The 18,206-nt window shown below is 62.5% G+C and carries 11 protein-coding genes; 3 read left to right on the top strand and 8 right to left on the bottom strand.

The window, feature by feature from the left end; genetic code table 11:
- The first annotated feature begins 4 nt into the window (after window positions 1-4).
- Complete coding sequence (locus BLU71_RS12215; protein ID WP_083353187.1) at window positions 5-961, top strand: alpha/beta hydrolase; 957 nt, start codon at window positions 5-7, stop codon at window positions 959-961.
- Between the two features lie 1,112 nt (window positions 962-2,073).
- Here BLU71_RS12215 and BLU71_RS12210 read toward each other — a convergent pair.
- The 5 genes from BLU71_RS12210 to pvdM all read right to left on the bottom strand — a co-directional run bounded on the left by BLU71_RS12210 (window position 2,074) and on the right by pvdM (window position 10,008).
- The gene (locus BLU71_RS12210) at window positions 2,074-4,557 is read right to left on the bottom strand and encodes a TonB-dependent siderophore receptor (RefSeq protein WP_173867339.1); all 2,484 of its coding nucleotides are present in this window, start codon (window positions 4,555-4,557) and stop codon (window positions 2,074-2,076) included.
- A gap of 115 nt (window positions 4,558-4,672) precedes the next feature.
- Window positions 4,673-6,322, bottom strand: a complete 1,650-nt coding sequence (locus BLU71_RS12205; protein ID WP_083353186.1) for a cyclic peptide export ABC transporter — start codon at window positions 6,320-6,322, stop codon at window positions 4,673-4,675.
- Window positions 6,323-6,430: 108 nt separating this feature from the next.
- Window positions 6,431-7,324, bottom strand: coding sequence for a formylglycine-generating enzyme family protein (locus BLU71_RS12200; protein ID WP_083353185.1), 894 nt, complete (start codon window positions 7,322-7,324; stop codon window positions 6,431-6,433).
- 36 nt (window positions 7,325-7,360) lie between these two features.
- Window positions 7,361-8,647, bottom strand: a complete 1,287-nt coding sequence (locus BLU71_RS12195; protein WP_083353184.1) for an aminotransferase class V-fold PLP-dependent enzyme — start codon at window positions 8,645-8,647, stop codon at window positions 7,361-7,363.
- On the bottom strand, window positions 8,644-10,008 hold the full coding sequence (pvdM, locus tag BLU71_RS12190) for a pyoverdine-tailoring dipeptidase-like protein PvdM (protein ID WP_083353183.1): 1,365 nt from the start codon (window positions 10,006-10,008) through the stop codon (window positions 8,644-8,646). Before pvdM ends, BLU71_RS12195 begins: the two co-directional genes overlap by 4 nt.
- 206 nt (window positions 10,009-10,214) lie before the next feature.
- Here pvdM and BLU71_RS12185 point away from each other — a divergent pair, with 206 nt between their 5' ends.
- Window positions 10,215-11,840, top strand: coding sequence for a PvdJ/PvdD/PvdP-like protein (locus tag BLU71_RS12185; protein ID WP_083353182.1), 1,626 nt, complete (start codon window positions 10,215-10,217; stop codon window positions 11,838-11,840).
- Window positions 11,841-12,869: 1,029 nt separating this feature from the next.
- Here the strand turns inward: BLU71_RS12185 and BLU71_RS12180 are convergent.
- The 3 genes from BLU71_RS12180 to BLU71_RS12170 are packed head-to-tail and all read right to left on the bottom strand — an operon-like array spanning window position 12,870 to window position 17,397.
- Window positions 12,870-14,255, bottom strand: a complete 1,386-nt coding sequence (locus BLU71_RS12180; protein ID WP_083353181.1) for an efflux transporter outer membrane subunit — start codon at window positions 14,253-14,255, stop codon at window positions 12,870-12,872.
- Between the two features lie 7 nt (window positions 14,256-14,262).
- Window positions 14,263-16,233, bottom strand: coding sequence for a MacB family efflux pump subunit (locus BLU71_RS12175; protein ID WP_083353180.1), 1,971 nt, complete (start codon window positions 16,231-16,233; stop codon window positions 14,263-14,265).
- Window positions 16,234-17,397: an efflux RND transporter periplasmic adaptor subunit gene (locus BLU71_RS12170; protein ID WP_083353179.1), complete on the bottom strand. Its 1,164-nt coding sequence runs from the start codon at window positions 17,395-17,397 to the stop codon at window positions 16,234-16,236. It lies immediately after the preceding gene.
- Window positions 17,398-17,677: 280 nt separating this feature from the next.
- On the opposite strand from BLU71_RS12170, the gene BLU71_RS12165 reads away from it, so the two are divergent.
- Window positions 17,678-18,160, top strand: a complete 483-nt coding sequence (locus BLU71_RS12165) for a sigma-70 family RNA polymerase sigma factor (protein ID WP_041478511.1) — start codon at window positions 17,678-17,680, stop codon at window positions 18,158-18,160.
- The last annotated feature ends 46 nt before the right edge of the window (window positions 18,161-18,206 follow it).

The following is an 18,206-nucleotide window of genomic DNA, read 5'->3' as shown; positions in this document are numbered from 1 at the left end:
ATCGATGTCGTTGCACCCTGATCTGGAAGCGTTTCTCGACTTGGCTCAAGACAGCCAGGACGCCGGCCTGCCGGCCATGCACCAACTGACCCCGAGCGAGGCCCGCGGCACATTCGAACAGACCACCGCGCAGTTGCGCTGGCCGGCGCCCCAAGACCTTGAAGTCACCGAGATTACAACACTGACCCGGGACGGCGCGGCACTGGCCTTGCGTTTGTATCGGCCCAACGGTGTTACTTCACCGCTGCCGGTGCTGGTGTATTTCCACGGTGGCGGGTTTGTGGTCGGCAGTCTGGATTCCCACGACGGTGTCTGCCGTGAGTTTTGCCAGCGCACGCCGTGTGCGGTGCTCTCGGTCGGTTATCGGCTGGCACCGGAGCATCGCTTTCCGACGGCGCTGGAGGATGGCGAGGACGCGTTGGCGTGGCTGGCCGAACAGGCTGTGAGCCTGGGCCTGGATTGTTCGCGGGTAGCCTTTGGCGGTGATAGCGCGGGCGCCACGCTGGCGACGGTGCTGGCGATTCAGGCGGTGCGGCAGCCGCACACGGTGGCCATCGCACCCAAGGCGCAGTTGTTGTGTTATCCGGTGACCGACGCTTCGCGAGTGCATGATTCGCGGCTGTTGTTTGGCGAGGGGTATTTGCTGGAGAACGACACGCTGGACTGGTTTTATCAGCACTACGCGCGTGGGCCGGAGGATTATCTGGATTGGCGTTTTTCGCCGTTGCTGGCGGAGGATTTGCGTGGGGTGGCGCCGGCCATTGTGGTATTGGCCGGGTTTGATCCGTTGCTGGATGAGGGGCAGGCTTATGTTGATAAGCTGCGTGGGCAGGGGGTTGAGGTCGAGGTCGAGGTTTGTGGTGGGTTGACTCATGATTTGTTGCGGTTGGGGTCGGTGGTGCCTGGGGTTTTGGAGGTTTATGCGCGGGTTGGTGGGGCGCTTGCGCGGGTTCTGGTTTAGTGTGCATATCCGTTGCTGCGGGGGTTGCTGATTACGGTTCCGCCCTTACGGCGGGTCACTTTTTCCAAACGCCGAAAAAGTAACCAAAAAGGCTTGCTCCTGCGTTCGGCCCTCGCAGGCTCGGGTCCCTTCGCTGCGGGATCGATCCGGGCGCAGCGGCTCCGGTTTGCTCCGCTGCACCTACACTCGCTGTGTTTGGCTGCGCCAAACGGTCGCTGCGCTCCCACCCCCGGATCAATCCCTCCACTCAGCCTTCCGACGTCGCCCGGGGATCAAGATCAAAAGCAGGCGAGCTGACACTCGGCCTATTGAGTGGTGAAAAGCGTGCGCTTGGCTTGAGTCTTGTATTGGATTCGCCCCTCACCCCAGCCCTCTCCCGAGGGAGAGGGAGCCGATCTGCGGGCTTTTCAGAATCTGCATTCGACTCGGTATCGCAAGTCGGCGTACCTTGCCCAAACACCTCGGTCAGTCCCCTCTCCCTTTGGGAGAGGGTTAGGGTGAGGGGCTTTTGATCTGATTCAGGATCTGAGTTCGCCTCGGTATTTCAGGTCGGCATAGCCCAGCCAAACAACCCGTTTTAGTCCCCTCTCCCTCTGGGAGAGGGTTAGGGTGAGGGGCTTTTGATCTGATTCAGGATCTGAGTTCGCTTCGGTATTTCAGGTCGGCATAGCCCAGCCAAACAACCCGTTTTAGTCCCCTCTCCCTCTGGGAGAGGGCTAGGGTGAGGGGCTTTTGATCTGGCTTTTGCTTCTGCTTCTGCTTTTGCTCTGGCTTTTGATCTTTTGCCCCTTCGGCAGGCTTCGTTACGGGATCGATCCGGGCGTGGGAGCGCAGCGACCGTACGACGCAGTCGTACACAGCGAGTGTAGGTGCAGCGAAGCCAACCGGAGCCGCTGCGCCCGGATCGGTCCCGTAACGAAGGTACCCCGAGCCCCAGCGAGCGGGCCGTACGCCGGGGCAAAGCCTTTTTGGTTACTTTTTCGGCGTTTGGAAAAAGTGACCCGCCGTAAGGGCGGAACCCTAAGTAGCCTTCACCGCAGCAACGGATATGCCCCCAATCCCAAAAAACAAAAAGCCCCGCCAAAGCGGGGCTTCCACACAACTAAGACCAATCAGAAATCAGCCTTCACCGACATCACAAAATTCCGCGGTTCGCCGTAGAAGTTACCGAACCCCTCGGTCCCGATGGTCGCGTAATAACGCTTGTCAAACAGGTTGTTGCCGTTCAACGCCACCGACCAGGTGTCATCAATCCGATAACCAATGCGACCGTTCCAGACCGCATAACCCGCGCCATCGACATTGTCCCCGCCCAGAGGCGAAACCCGGTAGGTGCCCGTCTGCGCATTGACACCCGCACCAATCGTCACCCGATCCAGCGGCCCGCTCAGGGCGTAATCACCCCATACGCGCAACAGGTGACGCGGCACGTAAGAGTTGTAGACCGCGCCATCCTGAGTGGCATCGGCATCTTCCAGCACCTTGGTCTGGGTGTAGGTATAACCGGCCAGCAATTGCAGGCGCTCGATCACTTCACCGCTGACTTCAGCTTCAAAGCCCTGGGCGCGGACCTTGCCCGAGTTGATCTGGCACGAACTGTCTTCGCAACGCAGGTCATCCTGGGCCGCATCTTTCTGAATAGTGCGGAACAGGTTGAACGTGGTGTTCAGACGACCGTCGAACCACTCACCCTTGATCCCCAGTTCGTAGCTCTGGCCAATCAGCGGCTTGAGCGTGCTGCCATCGATGGTCTTGTACGAGCCTTGCGGGGTGAAGATGTCGGTGTAGCTGGCGTAGGCGGTCAGGTTGTCGTTGAGGTCGTAGAGCAGGCCGGCGAACGGCGTGACCTGGCCGGTTTCGGTGGACTTGGTGTTGACGTCGGTGCCTTCGCCGCGGAAGTACTGCACCGAGTCAGTGTCGGATTTGTACCAGCTAACCCGGCTGCCGAGCACCAGTGTCATCGGGTCGGCGAGTTTCAGGCGGGCGATCGAGTAAGCGCCATATTGCTTGATGTGCATGTCCACCGGGCCGCCACGGGAGGCGTTGGCCAGGTAGTAGCTTTCATCCGGCTGCGGGATGTTGTGGTTCGGGTTGAACACGTTCTGACGCTGTGGCAATGCCGCCACCGCGTAGAAGTCGTCCTTGTGCGAACGGCTGGCGTTGGCGCCGACGATCAGTTCGTGCTGCTGGCCGAAAGCGTCGAATTTGCCGTCGACGTAGGCATCGAAACCGTAATCGCGCTGGTCGTAGTCATAGGTACTGCCGAGCATCAGCGTATTGGTGGCGGTGGCGCCCAATGGCACGGTGCCGCTCGGGAAGGAATATTCCATGTCCTGGGTGTTGCGCGAGTAGACACCGGCGACTTTCAGCGACCAGTCGTCGTTGAACTGGTGTTTGACGTCGGCGAAGTAGGTGGCGCGTTTGCTGCGCTGGTTGTTCCACGAGGTGTTCAGGCAAGTGGAGCGTTTCAGGTGCAGGTCGGAGCCGTCGGCGTAGCGCGGCAGGCCACCCCAGCACGGGGTGGCGTCGACGTCTTCATAGGCCATGCCCAGACCGAGGGTGGTGTCGGGGCTGAGATCGAAGTCCAGCGCGCCGTAGTAGATCTGGTCGCGGCGTTCAGCCACATCATAGAAATACTGCCGGGTCTGCTGGGTGACGACGGCGCGACCACGCACGGTGCCGGCGTCGTTCAGCGGGCCGCCGGTGTCGACCTGGCCGCGGTAGTTGTCCCAGGTGCCCGCCGACAGCGACAGCTGCGTGTGCGGGGTGTCCTGGCCGCGCTTGCGCACGAAGTTGACGCCGCCGGCAGTGCCGCCCGCGCCCTTCATCATGCCGGCCGCGCCGCGAAGGATTTCCACGCGGTCATAGATGGCCATGTCGCTGTTGAAGCTGTCCGCCTGCACGTAGCTGCTGCCGATGTCCAGCGGCACGCCGTCGTACTGGTACTGGCCGGTCATGCGGAAACCGCGCGAGTAGAAATACTTGCCGCCCATGGGCGAGTCGTAAACGGTGATGCCCGGGGTCTTCTCCATCACCTGTTCGATGGTGTTGAGGTTCTGGTCGTCGAGCATCTTGCGGGTCATCACCGTGACCGACTGCGGAGTTTCCTTGAGCGAATGCACGCCCTTGCCGATGGTCACGCCGCCGGTGGTGTAGGAGTTGCTGCCCTCGGTGGTGGCGCCAAGGCGGTTGGCGTTGACGTTGGTCGGGGCCAGTTCCATCGCACTGCCGCTGGTGGCCGGGCCGAGCACGGTGACGGTGTTGCCGTCACGCTGATAACGGATGCCGGTGCCGCTCAGCATCGCCTTGAGCGACTCGTCGTCCTGATAGCGGCCGTTGAGGGCGCTGGAACGCAGGCCTTGCAGGCTCTCCGGGCTGTAGACGATTTGCAGGCTGGTTTGCTGACCGAGGGTCTGCAGGGCCTGGGCCAGCGGTTGGGCAGGGATGTTCAGGGTCCATTCCTGGGCCTGGACATAGGGCGCCGCCGCGAGGGTCAGTGCCAGACCCAGGCCGCTACCGGCCAGGCGAGTGCGGGTCGCGCCGTGCATCAGCAGGGCTCGAGTCAGAGGGCGAAGCATGAAACGGGATGCGGACATGAGGTTAAGACCTTGGCAGGTATAGTTGTTAATGGTTCTTATTCATCTCATTAAGACGAGGAAGCCGCGGCAAACCGGAAAAGTTTTTTCTCCGGCTCGTTCGCGGCTGCCTCGATCAGGCGGGTTGCAGTTCGCTTTTGACCTTGCCGGCCTCCATGCGCACGAGCTGATCGGCGACGTCGAAGTAACGGTCGTCGTGGGAAATCACAATGATGGTTTTGCCCAGACGTTTGAGGTCGGGCAGCAGCTCGGTATAGAAGATCCGCCGGAACGTCGGATCCTGATCCGCGGCCCATTCGTCGAACACCAGCACCGGGCGCTCTTCGAGCCAGGCATTGACCAGTGCCAGGCGTTTGCGTTGGCCGGTGGACAGGTCGGTAGTGCTGAAGGCGCCATCGCGCACGCTGACTTTGTGCGCGATCTCCAGGCGCTCGAGGTAGCGGGTGGCATCCTGCGGCACTTCACGATCGCCCTGAATCAGGTCATCGAACAGGTAGTAGTCGGCGAAAATCGTCGTGAAGTTCTGGCGGTAATCATCGCGGTTGACCGCGGTGATCGGCTTGTCGTTGACGCGGATTTCGCCCTCGGTCGGCGCATACAGGCCCAGCAGCAATTTGATCAGTGTGGTTTTGCCGCAGCCGTTCTCACCGACGATGAACACGATGTCGCCCTGTTCGATGCGCAGGTTTACCGGGCCGAGGCGAAACGGTTCGCTGCCTTCCACGGCCGGGAAGGCGTAGCGCACGTTGCGCAGTTCCAGGCTCTCGACGGCGGCAGGCTTGTTGCCCTGATCCTGCAGCAGCAGGTGCGGCTCCGGCGAGGAGAACCGTTCGCTGAGTTCGGCGATGCGGCGGAAGGCAATCTGCGCGCGGCTGATGATCGGGAGAGTGCTGATCAGGTGTTCCAGCGGCCCCTTCATGTACAGCAGGACCAGAACAAAGCCGCTCATCACCGCTTTGTCGGCGCTCGGCCACAGCGATTGCAGGGCCAGAGCCATGCCGATGACCACGAAGAACAGCATCGAGCCAAACGACTTGGCGATGACAAAAGTGTTGATCGATTTGATCTGGGTGTCGCAGATCTTTTCTGCGGTTTTCTGAATGCCGGCGACGAACATGCGCTGGCGGCGCGGGCGGTGGATGCGCAGTTCCTTGGCGCCTTCGGCGATCGCGTTGTAGTGCTTCTGCAGTTCGTCTTCGGAGTCGCGGGCGGCATAGAAACCGCGCATGCCCTTGGCCCGCGCAATCGCCTGAATGGTGGTGCCGATGGCGATAGCGACCAGCATCATCAGGAACATCGGCCACGACAGCATGGCCAGATAGCCGAGGCAGCCAAGGGTTACGGTCATCGAGATCGCCAGCGGCGCGAAGGCGAAGGCGAAGTCGCTGATGGTGTCGACGTCGTGGGTCAGCACCGGAATCAGGCGATGGCTGCGGTAACGTTCGATCTGGTCGATCGGCGCCGAGAGGACTTTCTCCCCGAGCTCTTTGCGCAGTTTGGCGATGATGTGCTGGCCGACGTAGTTGGTGCCGATGTCCGAGAGGATCGTCGTCAGCAGGGCGAGGGCACAGAGTCCGGCGAAGATCATCACCACCGTGGGGGTCAGGCCGTCATCGGAGTGCAGGGCGTTGTTGATGGTCGCCAGCAGCACGGTGACGCTCAGGCCGCCGAGCATGCCGAGCACGATGGACGCCGAAACGATCAGGCGGAAGGGCTTGAGCAGGGCGAACAATTCGTTGATCGCCCCACGCGTAGGCTTGGTCATGGAGGATTCCTGCTTCGATGCGGAGGGAGTGCCGGTACTTAAGGAAAACGAATGGTCGCGGAGTTTCTTTAAACGAGCGCAGACGGGCTGCGCTCGTCGAGGGCAGTGTCAGAGGTCGCGCACTACGCGAAAGCCCAGCCAGTCGCCCTTGCTGGTCGGCCAGCTGCTGTTGCGGTTGCCGGAGCGGGAGAAGATCGGCGCCTCGCCCCAGTCGTTGCCGCGCATGACCTGGCGCTCGCAGTTTTCCTGGGTCCACGGGCGACCGTCGGCGGGCACGCCGGAGTAGTCCGGGTGGTAGCAGTCGGCGGTCCATTCGTAGACGTTGCCGTGGGCGTCGAACACACCAAACGCGTTGGCCGGGAAGGTGCCGGCCGGCGAGGTGAAGTTGTAGCCGTCGGCCGCGCCGTAGGTGTTGGCGTGTTTGGCGATCTGGTAATCCTTGCCCTCGTCGAACGAGAACGGGAAGGGCCCGGTGCTGCCGCCCCGGGCGGCATATTCGCGGATCGATTCGCTTTGCAGGCGATAGGCTTGGCCGGTCTTTTTCGACAGCCAGTCGATGTAGCCCTGAGCCTCGGCGACGTTCATGCACACCGCCGGGTCGCGGGGCGTCTGTTTGAACTCGGGCTTGCCGGCGGTGCAGCGGCGGCCGGGGCGATCATCGAAGTCGTAGGGCTTGTTGCCGGTCTCGCGGACATAGGCGTCCCATTCGCCCACCAGCACCTGCGAGCGGCTGATGGCGAACGGTTTGCTGAAGGTCACCGTGTGCAACGGGCCTTCATCGGGCTGACGGCCGACTTCATCGTCCGGCGTGCCCATGGTGTAGCTGCCGGTCGGCAGCACGACCATTTCCGGACAGTCCTTGCAGTCCTTGAACACTTTGCCCGGCGCGGGCGCGGGCGCGGTCGCCGCCAGCGCAGTGCCGGGCATCAGTGCGCCGCAAAGCGCGCTCAGCGCCAGTGCGGGCAGGGCTTTGGAGAGGAGTGACGCGTGAGGCTTTTTCATGGGTCGTCTCTTTGAAAGGAAAACGGCAGTCGAGGATCAGGCGCGCAGCTTGTTGCCGAGGATGTTCATGAAGCGATCCACCTCGGCCTCACTGTTGAGCAAGCCCGGCGCGGTACGAATCACCGGCCCGACGTCGCGGCTGACCGCGTCGCAGATCACCCGGTTCTGCATCAGCCAGGCAGCCACTGCATCGCTGTCCTGGTCCTTGATCCGGAAGAAGGTGAAACCGGCGGAAAACTGCGGATCGAGCGGGGTCACCAGTTCGATGTTGCGGTGCTCCTGCAGGCGTTGCTTGAGGTAGCTGTTGAGCTGATGAATGCGCGTCTGTACCTCGGCCTTGCCCAGTTGCAGGTGCAACTTGAAGGCTTCGTCCAGCGCCCAGCGATGCTCGAAGGCGTGATAGCCGCCCGGGGTCATGATGGTCGAGAAGGCTGTGGCCTCGGAGAAGGTCGGCACGCTGGGGCTGACGTATTTCAGTTCTTCGGTGCGGCTGCAGACGATGCCGGTGCCGCGCGGGCCGAACATCCACTTGTGGGTGCCGGCGATGAAAAAGTCGCAGTTCATCTGCGGGAAACTCAGGTCGTCGACGCCGAAACCGTGCACGCCATCGACCACATAGATAAGCCTGTCCTTGTCGTCGCGCTGACGGTTGTGCTCGTCGACCAGATGTGAGATCTCGCTGATCGGCAGCTTCACACCGCTGCCTGAATGCACCCAGGTCATGCCCAGCACGCGGGTCTCGGGGCGGATATTGCGGTTGATCGTGGCGAGCACCTGATCCAGAGAAATGCTCTGCGGGGTGTCGAACAGCTTGAGTTTGCGCACCTGGGTGCCGTCACGACGGCTGCGGAAGTCGAGGATGTTGCGCGTCGAGTAATGCTCGTGAACCGTGGTGAGAATTTCCTGATCCGCGCGCACCTGCACGCTGCCGTAGATCATCGCCAGGCCCTCGGTGGTGCTGCCGGTCAGGGCGATCTGCCCCGGTTTGGCTTGCAGGTACTGGCCGGCCCAGTGGCGCACGTTTTCTTCGCGTTTCTCGGTGACGCCCAGATCCCAATCCATCGCCAGACCCGGATTCAGATCCAGCGCCGCGCGATGGCGTTCGATGGCTTCGCGCACCGGTTTGGGGTGCGAGGTGACGAGGAAATTGGCGAAGTGAATCGCCTGGGGATCCTGATCGAACAACTGACGCAACTGCGCCCATTTATCCCGCGGCGCGGCGGGCGGCGCAGCGATTGCCGCCGGCGCAGTCAGGCTGGCGCCCAGGGGCAGGGCGGCGGCGAGCAGGCCGGCCTGTTTCAGAAAAGTGCGGCGATCAGTCATGGCCGGGCCACCTCCTGGCGCGACGCCAGTGCCGGTTTCGCGGCTTTCTGCACCTGATCCCAGACGCGCATGAAGTTGCCGCCCCAGAGCTTGGCAATGTCCGCTTCGGAGTAGCCGCGCTGCAGCAGTTCGGCGGTGACGTTGCGAATTTCACCGACGTTTTCCCAGCCTTTGATCCCGCCACCATCGTTGAAGTCCGAAGCGATGCCGACGTGGTCGATACCGATCTTGCGCACCGTGTAATCGATGGCGTCGCCGAAATCCTTGAGGGTGGCTTTCGGTTCTTCTTCGAGGATCGCGTAGAGGCCGCTGGCGTACTGGCCGAGCTTCTGTTCCGACCAGGCAGTGATGATCGGATCGCCGGGCATCAGCGCCATGGCCAGATTGGGCAGCGGCGGCAGATCGAAGCGCGCACGCAGCGCATTGAGTTTGTCCTGGGTGCCTTGGGTCAGCGGTTTCAGGTACTGCGAGAAGGCGACGACCTGCACCACGCCGCCACTGTTCTTGATCAGTTGCAGCTCTTTGTCGCTGAGGTTGCGCGGAATGTCTACGGCCGCCCGGGGCGCCGAGTGCGAGGCCACCAGCGGAGTGCGGCTGAGTCCGGCGACTTGCTCAAGGGCTTTGGTCGACATCTGCGAAACGTCGATGATCACGCCCAGATCGTTCAAACGTTGCACCGCTTGTTTGCCGATCTCAGAGAGCCCGTCGAGGGCGTCGGGCGAGTCATTGAAAAACGGCAGCGGTCGCGACGAGTCGGCCCAGCTGTTGTTGCCGATGTAACTGAAACCGAACATGCGCATGCCGCGCCCGGCCCACAGGTCGAGCTTGCTCAGGTCGTTGCCCAGCGGGTAGGCGTTGAGCATGCTGATGAAAATCGCAAACTTGCCTTCGCCGTGCAGCCGGCGGAAATCATCCGGCGTGTAGGCGATGCCGGCCTGATTGGGGAAGTCGCGAACGATCCCGGAGATGATCTTGTAGCGCACTTCCTGCTGGTTGCGCGCCTCTTCGACAAAACCCTCGGTCGGGCGGTGCGGGGCGTTCGGGCCATTCCACATTTCCGGCCAGCCGAACACCGTCAGCGCCGCACCGGACAGGCGCCCGCGATTGGCCTTGACCAGGTCGAACTGGCCCGAGCCATCCTTGTCGGCTTCGTGGTCGTGGCTGCCGAAACTCAGCGGCACGGTGATGTGGCTGTCGAACGACAGCAGGCGATCCTGCAATTCGGTCGCCTGTTTCATCACCTTCACCGGGTAGCCGGGGTTGTTCCAGTAATCCCAGGCCAGAAATCCTGCGCCGGCGCTGATCGCCAGGGCCAATGGCAGGCCGATGAATAGAGCCTTTTTCCAACGCGGTTTTGTCATTGCCATCTCATTCAGGTTCGCCGTCGAGGTACAGGCGCAGGGGCCTTTGCTATCTGGGAAGAACGAGTGGCCGGGTGGCTAATTTAGGCGGCGTTACAAATGCCCGGCGCCGCCGTCGCGATGTTTTGCCGGCAGCGTAAATTTCCCCGTCGAGCAAACGTTCTAGCTTGGATAAAGCCTGCTTCATGGCTGACACAGGTAGGGCAATGACGATCTCTCGACGCTGGTTCATGGCGGGCATGGCACTCACGGGCGCCGCGCTGCCTGCCGCTTTTTATGCACATCGTGAACTGACTCGCGAGGAGTTTCCGATCACCCCGGGCGAGGCCACGGTCGATCTGGCGGACACCGCCGGGCAACAACTGGCGGACACTCTGCGCGGGGTCTGGGACATTCGCTTTACCGGTGCGGCGGCCGGGCTCGATGGCTTGCCGGCGCAAGGCCTGGAGCTGTTTCTCGACATCGCTCACCGTGGCCGTGGGCTGCGCGGTTATCTCGACACCGGTACCAATCTGCGTGCCGAGGGCCCTGCGCGTTATCAAGTGATCGGTGATCTGGCGCCGGGCAACGGCGCCGAGATGTATTGGCGCCTGCTGCGCACCGATGCGCCGTTAGCGCCACCGGTGTATGAGTTCAAAGTCAAACTGGATGAAGTCTGGGCGGCATTCGGCAATGCCGGCAGCGCCACGTTCACCGGGCAGGTACTGCGTCTGGATCGGCCGCTGGCGTTGCCCGAGCTGGACAATCAGTTCATCGCCATCAAGCGACGCTTTCCCGAAGCCCGCGAACGCACCGGGCTCAGTCCGCAACTGTTGGCCTGGCTGGTGGCGCCCGAACATCGGTTGTTCCATCAGCTCTGGCACGCCACCCGCGACAAGTGGCACAAGCTCTCGGAGAAAAAACGCGAAGCGCTGCGCGGTATCGGCTGGCAGCCCGGGCCGCGTGACAAGGAGCGCGATGCCCGTGGCCCACGCAAGGATCGCAATGGCTCCGGCGTGGACTTTTTCTTCATGCATCGGCACATGCTCGGCATCGCCCGGTCGATGCAGGATTTGCCGTCGTGGCCAGCGTTCCCGCAGCCGCAGCCAGAGCTGGAGCGCGACCGACAGGGCTTCGCCCGCTATTTCGACAATCACGACGGCAACTCACTGCCGCCGACCTGGCTGGCCGAGGGCGATGACGATTACACCAAATGGGTCAGCGACATCAAAGCGGCGGAGACTTTCCAGAGCAATTTTCTGGTCTGGGAATCGCAGTACCGTGATCCGCGCTACTTGTCGAAGTTGACCCTTGGCCAGTTCGGTTCCGAAGTTGAACTGGGCCTGCACGACTGGCTGCACATGCGCTGGGCTTCGGTGGCGCGTGATCCGTCCAACGACATTCCGGTGCCGATGGCACGCGATCAGGCGGATTTCGCCGCGCGCTGGTATGCACCGGAAAACGACTTTCTCGGCGACCCGTTTTCCTCTCATGTGAACCCGGTGTTCTGGCGTTTCCACGGCTGGATCGATGATCGCCTGGAAGACTGGTTCCGCGCCCACGAGCGCTTTCATCCGGGTGAGGTGACCCGTCTGCAGGTCAATGGCGTGCCGTGGTTTGCACCGGGGCGCTGGGTGGAAGTCGCCGATCCCTGGCTCGGCCCCGACACCCACGGTTGCAGCACCGTGCCCGGCCTGCAAGTCGGGCGCTCGGTGGAGATGGACCCGGAAACCATGAAACTGGCGCTGCGCATCACCTTCGGCGACGAAGACAACATGACCGAACTGTTCCGCAAAGTCCCCCGGCGACCGTGGTATGCACGGCATCTGAAGGTCAAGGGCCGACAGCTCTAGATCGGTTCAACACATACTCTGAATTGATCGCAATCCCTTGTAGGAGTGAGCCTGCTCGCGATGACGTCGTGTCAGTCACCCGTTATGCCGGATGACCCACCGCCATCGCGAGCAGGCTCACTCCTACAGGGGGTATTTATCGTGGCGAAGATTTTGGCCTGACCGAATGACCCCTGGGGAGCCTGCCCGCGAAGTTTTTTCAGGCGGTGGGGGTCTTTTTGAGTGAGTACATATCCATTGCTGCGGTAACGGCTGCTTAGGGTTCCGCCCTTACGGCGGGTCACCTTTTTCAAACGCCAAAAAGGTAACCGAAAAGGCTTGCTCCTGCGTTCGGCCCCTCGCGGGCTCGGGGTTCCTTCGCTGCGGGATCGATCCGGGCGCAGCGGCTCCGGTTTGCTTCGCTGCACCTCCTTCCGCTGTGTCTGGCTGCGCCAGACGGTCGCTGCGCTCCCACGCCCGGATCAATCCCTCCGCTCAGCCTTCCGACGTCGCTGGAGGATCAAGATCAAAAGCCGCAGGCGAGCTGACACTCGACCTAGAGGTGGACGCGGAGACTGTAGGAGCTGCCGAAGGCTGCGATCTTTTGATCTTGCTCTTGCTCTTGCTCTTGCTTTTGTAGGAGTGAGCCTGCTCGCGATAGGTATCTCAAAGTGCCCAATACCCACTTTGAGAGCCTGCCCGCAAATGCGGTGTGTCATCCAATGCATCATTGCCTGACACGACCTCTTCGCGAGCAGGCTCACTCCTACAGGAGGTATTTGGCGGGGCGAGTATTTTGGCCGGACTGACAGATCCCTGTGGGAGCGAGCCTGCTCGCGAAGGCGTCAGTCCAGTCGCCGCGTCGCTCTCAGATCTCTTCCCAGCCCCCCCCCAGCGCGTTGTACAGCGCAAGCACCGCATTCAGCGTGCCCTGGATTTGCACACGGTGGACACGATATCCGTGTAGGAGCTGCCGAAGGCTGCGATCTTTTGCTCTTGCATTTAAGGATCAAGATCAAAAGATCGCAGCCTCGTTGCACTCGTCAGCTCCTACCAGCCACCCCCCAACGCTTTGTACAGCGCAATGCTCGCCTGCAGCCGCGACTGGCGCAGTTGCACGTTCAGATCCTGCGCGGCATACAGCGTGCGCTGGGTTTGCAGGACGGTGAGCAGGTCTTCGGCGCCGGCCTGGTAGCGGCTCTGGGCGATGTCAAAGGCGGTTTGTGCCTGAGTCAGTTCTTCGCTTTGCCATTGCCGCTGTTCGTCGAGGCCACGGATGCTGCTGAGGGCTTTTTCGACGTCGGCGAAACCGTTGATGATCGCCCCGCGATAGGACTCCAGCAGTTCGTCCTGGCGGGCCTTGGCCTTGTCGCGTTCGGCGCTGAGGCGGCCGTTGTTGAAGATTGGCGCGGTGAGTCCTGACGACAGGTTGTAGAACGTCGTGCGCAGCAGGTCGGCGGCCAGATCGGCGCCGCTGCCGAGGCTCGCCGTGAGGGTGATTTTCGGCAGCATCGCGGCGCGGGCAACAGTGACATCAGCCTGCGCCGCTGCCAGTCTGGCTTCAGCGCTGGCAATGTCCGGGCGGCGGCTCAGCAAGTCGCTCGGCACGCCACTGGCGATGTCCGGCCAGTGCAATTGGGCGAAGGATTGCTCGGGCAACCGCAACGCCTGCACCGGCTGGCCGAGCAGGGCGGCGAGGCTGATCAATGCTTCGCGGGCCTGTTGTTGCACCAGCGGCAGGCGGCGCTGTTGTTCGGCCACCAGACTTTTCTGCTGGGCCAGTTCCAGCGCGGTGGCGCTGCCGGCGTCGAAACGGGTCTGCACCAGATGCAGCACGTTCTGCGCATTTTTCAGATTGAGTTCGGCAATGCGCGCCTGCTCACGCAAGGCGAGGGCCTGGGTGTAGCTGTTGGCGACGCCGCTGAGCAAGGTCAGTTCGACGGTGGCGCGGTCGAACTCGCTGGCCTGCACAGCGAACACGGCACTGTCGCGCGCGGCACGATTGCCGCCCCAGAAATCGATCTCGTAACTGGCGCTGAGCTCGGCATCGTAATAATCCAGCGAACGATTTTCCGGGCTGACATCCAGTTGGCTGTAGCCCTTGCCGTGGATCAGTTTCTGCCGGTTGGCATTCAATCCGGCCTTGAGTTCCGGCAGCAGCGGCGCGCCGGCGATGGTTGCGCTGGCCTGGGCCTGTCGGACCCGCGCCATCGCGGCGGCGAGGTCGTAGCTGCCCAGCCGCGCCTGGTCCACCAGCCGCTCCAGTTCAGGGCTGCCGAACTGCGTCCACCATTGCCGATTGCTTTGCAACGCGCCGTGGCTGTCGGCGGACTGCCACGCGCGTGGTGGCTGCACGCCGCTGTCGAGGCGCGGCGCCGGGCTGCTGCAGGCCGCCAGCAACAAGCTGGCGGCGAGAAACGTCAGTCGCACTTTCATAGGTCGATCATTCACTGGTAAGGGCCGTGACCGGGTCGAGCCGGGCAGCTTTGCGGGCCGGCATGAAGCCGAAAATGACACCGGTGACCAGCGCACAGGCAAACGCGCCGATCACCGCCAGCGCTTGAAAGGCAATCGACACACCGCTGAGCAACAACACGCCGCCGACCAGCAGCGCCAGGCCGATCCCGGCAATACCGCCGACCACCGACAGCATCACCGCTTCAGTGAGGAACTGGCGCAGGATGTCGCGCTGGCGTGCGCCAGTGGCCATGCGAATACCGATCTCCCGCGTACGTTCGCGCACGGTCATGAGCATGATGTTCATCACGCCGATGCCGCCGACCAGCAGGGAAATCGCCGCAATCGCACCCAGCATCAGCGACAGCGTGCCTTGCGTGCGCGCCTCGGCCTGGATCATGGCGGCATTGTTGGTCAGCTCGAAATCCTTCTTGCCGTGGTGCCGCCGCAGCATCGCCTGTTCGATGGCCTGTTCGGCGTCCTTGACCTTGCGCGCATCCTTGGCGGCGATCACCACGTATTGCGGATTGCGACTGCCGAACAGGCGCATGCTCGCCGCCGAATAGGGCACGGCGATGCGGTTGTCACTATCCGAGTCGCCAGAGCTGGCGCCTTTTTCCGCGAGCACGCCGAGGATCTGGAACGGCACGTTTTCGATGAGGATGTATTGACCGATCGGGTTGGCGACATCCTTGAGCAGCTTGTCGCGGACCTTGGTGCCGATCACCGCGACAGCGGCGGCGCTGTCTTCATCGGCCTGGGTGAAATAGCTGCCCTGGATCACCGGCCAATTGAAAATCACCGGGAAATTGGTGTCATTGCCGCCGACGTAACTGCTGTGGTCGGCATTGCCAAACCGCACGCCGGCGGTCGAGCCGTTGACCGGCATGATCCGCTCCACCTGGGGCAGGGCGGACAGTTCGGCGACGTCGTCGAGGGTGATGATGCCCTCGGGCGTGCGCGGGTTCGGTGCCGAGCCGCTGAGGTAAATGATGTTGGAGCCGAACGCACCCATTTGCGCCATGACCTGGCGCTTGCTGCCCTCGCCAACGGCGAGCATCACTACCACTGAGGCCACACCGATAACGATGCCCAGCAGTGTCAGCGCCGTGCGAAAACGGTTGATCCACATCACTCGCCACGCGGCTTGCACGGCGTCGACCAGTTCACCTTTCCAGGCGCCGGTCTGGCTGCTGCCACTGCTCAGGCGCTGGCGCAGGTCGACCGCTTGCAGCGCGCCGGGATTGGCCGAAGAGGGCGTGGACGCATGCCCGGCGCTGTCACTGATGATCAGGCCGTCGCGAATTTCGATGATGCGCTTGGCCCGTTGCGCCACTTCGCGGTCGTGGGTGATGAGGATGACGACGTGGCCCTGATCGGCGAGCTCGTCGAGCAGGGTCATGACCTCGGCGCCGCTGTGGCTGTCGAGAGCGCCGGTCGGCTCGTCGGCGAGGATGATGTGGCCGCCGTTCATCAGCGCGCGGGCAATCGACACCCGCTGTTGCTGACCGCCGGAAAGCTGATGCGGACGGTTGCCGGTGCGACTGCCGAGGCCAAGACGTTCCAGTAGCGCAAAGGCGCGGGCATGCCGCTCGACGGCCGGGGTGCCGGCGTAGATGGCCGGCATCTCGACGTTTTCCTGCGCCGAGCCGGAGGGGATCAGGTGATAGCCCTGAAAGACAAATCCGAATGCTTCGCGGCGCAGCCAGGCCAGTTCATCGCTGTCCAGCTGAGCGACATTTTCCCCGGCGAAGCGATATTCGCCGCTGGTAGGCCGGTCAAGGCAACCGAGGATGTTCATCAGCGTCGACTTGCCCGAACCGGAGGCGCCGACAATGGCGACGAACTCGCCGGCGTGGATCGACAGATCGATCCCGCGCAGCACTTCCACCAGCGGGCTGTCATCGCCGCCGTAGGCTTTGCGGATCTGTCGCAGTTCGATCAGAGGCGTGTGCATTCAGCCCCCATGACCGCTGGCCGGCGCGCTGAGAATATGTTCGCCCTCGGCCAGACCTTCCAGGACTTGGGTGCGCAGGCGATCGCTGATGCCGGTGCGCACTTCCCGCGCCTGAATATCACCGTTGGCGGCGACGATCTGTGCCCGTTGCCACTGTGGACGCGAACCCGGTTGCAGGGCGGCGCTCGGCACGGTCAGGGTGTCCTGCGCCTGTTGCGCGACGAAGAACACCTGGGCGGTCATGTCGGTCATCAGACTGTGATCGGCATTATCGACGTCGAGCAGCACGGTATACAGAACCACGCGTTCGCTGCCGCTGCGGCCACTGGTGGGACTGCCGCCCTGATTCTGTTCGAGCGGGCGCGGCGGCACCGGCAGGATCTGCCGCACGGTGCTGCTCCAGCGCCGGTTGCCGCCGCTGAGAGTAGTGAAATAGGCGGTCATGCCCGGTTTGACATGGCCGATGTCGGCCTCCGAAACCTCGGCCCATACCGTCATCGGTGAAAGCCTGGCGATGCGCAGGATCAGCGGGGTCTGTTGCTGGGCGTTGAGGGTCTGGCCTTCGCGCGCACCAATGGCCACAACGGTTCCGCTCATCGGTGCGTAGATGCGCGTGTAGCCGAGCTCCGCCTCGTCGCTGCGCAGGCTGGCCTGGGCCTGACGGATTTGTGCCTGGAACATGTCGATGCGCGCCTGGGTCGCTCGGACCTCGGCGCGGGCGGTCTGCACATCTTCCTCGCGGGTGGCGCCACCGGCGGCCAGTTTCTGCTGACGCTGGTATTTCTGCTGCGCCAGATCGTGCTGGGCACGTTGCTCCTGCAACTGCGCCTTGAGATTTTCGATGGAGAAGCGTCCGGCATCGAGCTTGGCTTTCTGCGTCGACGGGTCGATTTCCACCAGCAACTGACCTTCCTTGACCGCGTCACCGGCCTCGACGTGAATCTTCTGAATCTGCCCGGAGGCCTGCGCGCCGACATCCACGTAGCGGCGCGGCTGCAGGGTGCCCAACGCCGTCACGCTGTTTTCGATATCGCCCCGGCTGACCTGCACGGTGGCAATGGCGTCGCGACCGGGCGGCAAAACCTGCCAGGCAGCAACGGCGATCACGGGAATCAGACAGAGGGCGGCGAACAGCGCGCGACGCGCGGGGCGGGGACGATTCATGCAGGGTTCCGGCCAGTGGTTGCGGCCCGTCGCAAGGCACGACAGACACAGGGGCTGTCCTGTAAACGAGGCATGGGCCATGGAATTTAGCCGCGGACACATCGCGTTGCCGCGCGCCGGACTACCACTATTTGTCCGGTATATGGAATCAGCTCTTTAAATCTATATGAGAATTACTATAAATTACGCACTTCAAGTTGCCACTATCTTGCTACTGCGTTATCCGCAGGCCGGATCAGTGCGCTCAAGGACAGAAACGGCATCGATGCGGTCGGGAGCCATGTTGGAAAACTACTATCGTGAGCTGGTGTGTTTCCTCAACGCCAGACTGGGCAACCGTCAGGTCGCCGAGGATGTGGTGCATGACGCCTATGTACGCGTGCTGGAGCGCTCCAGCGAAGTGCCGATCGAACAACCGCGGGCCTTCCTTTATCGCACCGCGCTGAACCTGGTTATCGACGATCACCGCCGCAACGCGCTGCGCCAGGTTGAATCGCTGGACGTGCTGGATAACGAAGAGCGCTATTTCACTCCCTCGCCTCATGGCACCCTCGATCATGGTCAGCGTCTGGAAATGCTCCAGCGTGCGCTGGCCGAATTGCCGCCGCTGTGTCGCGACAGTTTTCTGCTGCGCAAGATCGAAGGCCTGTCCCACCCGGAAATCGCCCAGACCCTCGGCATCTCCCGGGCGCTGGTGGAAAAACACATCGTCAACGCCATGAAGCATTGCCGCTTGCGCATCCAGCAATGGGATGGCCAGTGATCCGCGCCGGTTAAATTTCCTCTCATCGTCCTCGTTCCTACTCAAC

The organism is Pseudomonas moraviensis, assembly GCF_900105805.1.
GTDB lineage: Bacteria > Pseudomonadota > Gammaproteobacteria > Pseudomonadales > Pseudomonadaceae > Aquipseudomonas > Aquipseudomonas moraviensis_A.
The sequence above is the reverse complement of the archived record's forward strand: the minus strand, read 5'-3'. Positions and strand labels throughout refer to the sequence as shown.